The 3,929-nt window shown below is 66.0% G+C and carries 3 protein-coding genes and 1 pseudogene; all 4 read right to left on the reverse strand.

Annotation, left to right across the window (positions count from 1 at the left end):
- Positions 1-649, reverse strand: a pseudogene (locus tag AC1DYI_RS28900) (oligopeptidase A); the annotation flags it as partial.
- Between the two features lie 30 nt (positions 650-679).
- Positions 680-1,534: a bifunctional methylenetetrahydrofolate dehydrogenase/methenyltetrahydrofolate cyclohydrolase FolD gene (folD, locus tag AC1DYI_RS28905; RefSeq protein ID WP_477207567.1), complete on the reverse strand. Its 855-nt coding sequence runs from the start codon at positions 1,532-1,534 to the stop codon at positions 680-682.
- A gap of 82 nt (positions 1,535-1,616) precedes the next feature.
- Positions 1,617-2,240, reverse strand: coding sequence for a response regulator transcription factor (locus AC1DYI_RS28910; RefSeq protein ID WP_329716619.1), 624 nt, complete (start codon positions 2,238-2,240; stop codon positions 1,617-1,619).
- Positions 2,237-3,929, reverse strand: a 1,693-nt coding sequence (locus tag AC1DYI_RS28915) for a PAS domain-containing sensor histidine kinase (RefSeq protein WP_477207568.1), incomplete at its 5' end; no start/stop codon positions are given. The genes AC1DYI_RS28910 and AC1DYI_RS28915, both read right to left, overlap by 4 nt.

Consider the following 3,929-nt stretch of genomic DNA (forward strand, 5'->3'; position numbering starts at 1 on the left):
AGTGCAGTGTGATCTTGTGGCCCGGCTGGCCGTCTTTCTCGGCCGCGGCGCGCATGCCTTCCAGCACGTCGGCCGGTACACCGGCCAGCTCATCCGCARTGGCGTAGTGGGCGAAGGCGTCGGTCGAGTCCAGCACGTGGTTGGAATAGGCCTGCGACAGCTCGGCCATGCGGTCCTGGATCTGCGCAAAGCGCGTCTTGGCTTCGCCCTTCAGGTCGGCGCCACCGAGCTTGAAATCGCGCAGCCAGTGGCTCAGGGCCTGACGGCGCGGCGCGCTCAAGGTGGCAGCGCTGGGGCTGACGGCGACGGCCTTGTACTTGGCGTACAGCCGCTCGTCGCTGCCCTGGCGCGTGTAGAACTCAGTCACGCGGGCCAGGTTTTCGGCGTGGGCGGCGCGCAATTCGGGCGTGTCGGCCACATGGCTCAGGTGGCCGACAGCGCCCCAGGCACGTGCCAGCCGCTCGGTGGCCACCGCCAGCACAGCGGACATCGCGTCGAAGTCAGCCGGCACCTCGGGCCCGACCACGCGTTCGAGCGCGGCATTGGCCCCAGCCAGCAGTTCATCGATCGCGGGCGTCACATGCTCGGGGCGGATCGCGTCGAAGGCGATCGGGCGGTCGAACTGGAGCAGCGGGTTGGTGGTGGTCATGGCAGGTCCTGGGACTGATCCGGAAGAGACTCAAATGCCGGCGCGGCGTTCCGCAGCCTCGATGGTATTCACCAACAGCATCGTGATGGTCATCGGGCCGACGCCGCCGGGCACCGGGGTGATCCAGCTGGCCACTTCGCTGACGCCGGCAAAGTCGACATCGCCGCAGAGCTTGCCTTCGTCGTTGCGGTTCATGCCGACGTCGATCACCACTGCGCCGGGCTTGACCATGTCGGCCGTCAGCACGTTGCGCTTGCCGACCGCGGCGACCACGATGTCGGCCTGACGGGTGTGGAGGGCGAGGTCGGGCGTGGCGCTGTGGCAGATCGTCACGGTGGCGTTGGCGGCCAGCAGCAGCATTGCCATCGGTTTGCCGACGATGTTGGAGCGGCCGATCACCACCGCGTGCTTGCCGCGCGGGTTGACGCCGATCGATTCCAGCATCTTCATGCAGCCGTACGGCGTGCAGGGCCTGAAGCCGGGCTGGCCAACCATCAACGCGCCGGCTGAGGCGACGTGGAAACCATCGACATCTTTCTCGGGCGAAATCGCCTCGATGACCTTGTGCGAATCGATGTGGGCGGGAAGCGGCAGCTGGACCAGGATGCCATGGATGGCGGGGTCTTCATTCAGCGCGTCGATGCGCGCCAGCAGCTCGGCTTCGGTCAGCGCGGCGTCGTACTTCTCGAGCACCGAATGCAGTCCGTTGTCGGCACAGGCCTTGACCTTGTTGCGCACGTAGACCGCGCTGGCCGGGTTCTCGCCCACCAGCACGACCGCCAAGCCGGGCGTGACACCGCGCGCGACGAGCGCGGCGGCGCGCTGGGCCACCTCGGTGCGGAGTTGCTTGGACAGGGCGTTGCCATCGATCAGTTGAGCGGTCATGGGATGAGTCCTCGACTAGAAGCAGAAGCGCAAACGGGGCCCTTGGGCCCCGTCATTTGAGTTGGTGTCGGCTTGAAGAAGTTCAGGCCTTGTGCGTGGCGCCGAGAGCGATTTTCAGCAGGTCGGCCACCGTGTTGGCATTCAGCTTTTCCATGATGTTGGCGCGGTGCGCCTCCACCGTCTTGATGCTGATGCCCAGGTCGTCGGCGATCTGCTTGTTCAGGCGGCCGGCGACGATGCGCTCGAGCACTTGGGCTTCGCGGGTCGTCAGGCGCGACAGCAACGCGTCGCGGCTGGCCTGTTCCTGGTATTGCGAGAAGGCGACGCGGGCCTGGTCAAGCATGCGCTCGACCAGCACCACCAGCTCTTCTTCCTTGAAAGGCTTTTCGATGAAGTCCATCGCGCCCTTCTTCATCGTCGTGACCGCCATCGGTACGTCGCCATGGCCAGTGATGAAGACGACCGGCAGCGGGCTCTTGCGCTCGAGCAGACGGTCTTGCAGTTCCAGCCCGCTCATGCCGTCCATGCGGATGTCGGCGATCAGGCAGGCCACCTCGCGGGGGTCGAAGCGCGAGAGAAATGATTCGGCGGAATCAAAACACTTGACCCGGTAATCCTTGCCCTCAAGCAGCCACTGGAGGGAATCTCGAACCGCCTCGTCGTCGTCGACCACGTAGACGGTACCCTTTTTCGGAATCAGGCTCATGAGGCGGAGGCGTTCGGGTTCGACGCTGCAGCCACATCCGGCACGTCCGGCACGGGTTGGGCTTCAGCGCGTTGGGTCAGATCAACCGGCAGGGTAAACGCGAAGCGGCACCCTGTAACGGACCCTGCATTGTAGAGGTTCTGGGCCCGGATCCGGCCCCGGTGAGACTCAACGATTGAACGACAAAGTGACAGGCCGATGCCCATGCCTTCGGCCTTTGTCGAGAAGAAAGCTTCGTACAGGCGGGCCAGCACGTCCTCCCTCATGCCGGGGCCCATGTCGGTCACACTGAACTCGATCACGCCACCTTCCTCGGGCGTGTGGCGCGGCACGACGCGCAACTCGATGTGGCGGCGCGAGTTCTGCATCTTGGCGCTGTCGATGGCCTCGGCGGCGTTCTTCAACAGGTTCAGCAGCACTTGCTCGATCAGGATCGGGTCCACGTGGAGCATCGGCAAGCGCTGTGCCACGTAGGTGTGGATGTTGACCTTGCGCCGGCGCAGCTCGATGCCGGCGAGTTCCACCGCGTCTTCGACGATGTCGCGCGCGTGGGCTGGTTGGCGTTGCGGCTCGCTGCGCTTCACGAACGAGCGGATGCGGTGGATGATCTGGCCGGCCCGCTCGGCCTGACGGCCGGTCTTTTGCAGGACGGCGATCAGGTCTTCGGTGCCGATCGAGCCGGCGCGCACGCGGCTGACCATGCCGTTGCAGTAGTTGTTGATGGCGGCCAGCGGCTGGTTCAGTTCATGCGCGACGGACGAGGCCATCTCGCCCATCGTGATCAGCCGGCTCGTGACCTGGGCTTTCTCGGCCTGCTGCTGCGCTTGCTCTTCGACCCGGCGGCGGGCCGTGATGTCGGTCGCGATCAGCATCTGCGCGAGGCGGCCGTCGGTCCACTGCAGGTAGCGGGCTCGCACGTCGAACCACATCTGCAGCGACTCGACGAACACCTCGCGCGGCTGAGCGCCGGTTTCGGTCAGCGGCTGGGTTGGCAGGCCGGACAGGCCGTCGACCTCTTCGTCCGGCTCGGGCAGGTAGGGCGCGCCATTCGAGCTGTTGGCCAGGATCGCGTGGCCACGCGCATCGGCGCCGAACCACAGCCGATACGAGCGGTTGGCGAACAGCAGCTCGCTGTGCTGCACCGACAGCACCGAGACCGCCGCGTCCAGCCCCTCCAGCACCGTGGTGAAGCGCTCGTGCGAGGCCGAGAGCTGGTCGCGGATGCGCTTGGCTTCGGTGATGTTGGTGATCGAGGTCATCCAGCCGGTCTGCTGGCCCTTGGGGTCGATCAGCGGCGAGACGTACATGCGCGCGTCGAAGAGGGACCCGTCCTTGCGCATGACCTTGACCTCGATCCCGCCAACCGGGCTGCGGCCCTGCAGCTCCTGCTGCAGCAGGCGGGTGTTTTCTTCGATCCGGTCCGGCGGCCAGTAAGGGAAGGGCGGGTAGCGGCCGATCAGGTCCGCCTCGGCGAAGCCGGTCATCGCGCAGAAGGCCGGGTTRACGTAGGTGACGCGGCCGTCCTTGTCCATCGCCCGCATGCCGGTCAGCATGGAGTTTTCCATCGCCCGGCGGAAGTTGGTCTCCTGCACCAGCGCGTGCTGGATCTGCGAACGCCGCCGCATGTGGCGCCAGGTACCGAGCAGCATCCACACCGTCAACACCGACAGCGCGACGACCATCCAGAAC

The sequence above is a fragment of the Ideonella sp. P3_A4 genome (assembly GCF_056403075.1).

Coding starts and splice junctions, on each gene's coding strand:
- folD (WP_477207567.1), bottom strand. CDS start 1,534: ATGACCGCTCAACTGATCGATGGCAACGCCCTGTCCAAGCAACTCCGC.
- AC1DYI_RS28910 (WP_329716619.1), bottom strand. CDS start 2,240: ATGAGCCTGATTCCGAAAAAGGGTACCGTCTACGTGGTCGACGACGAC.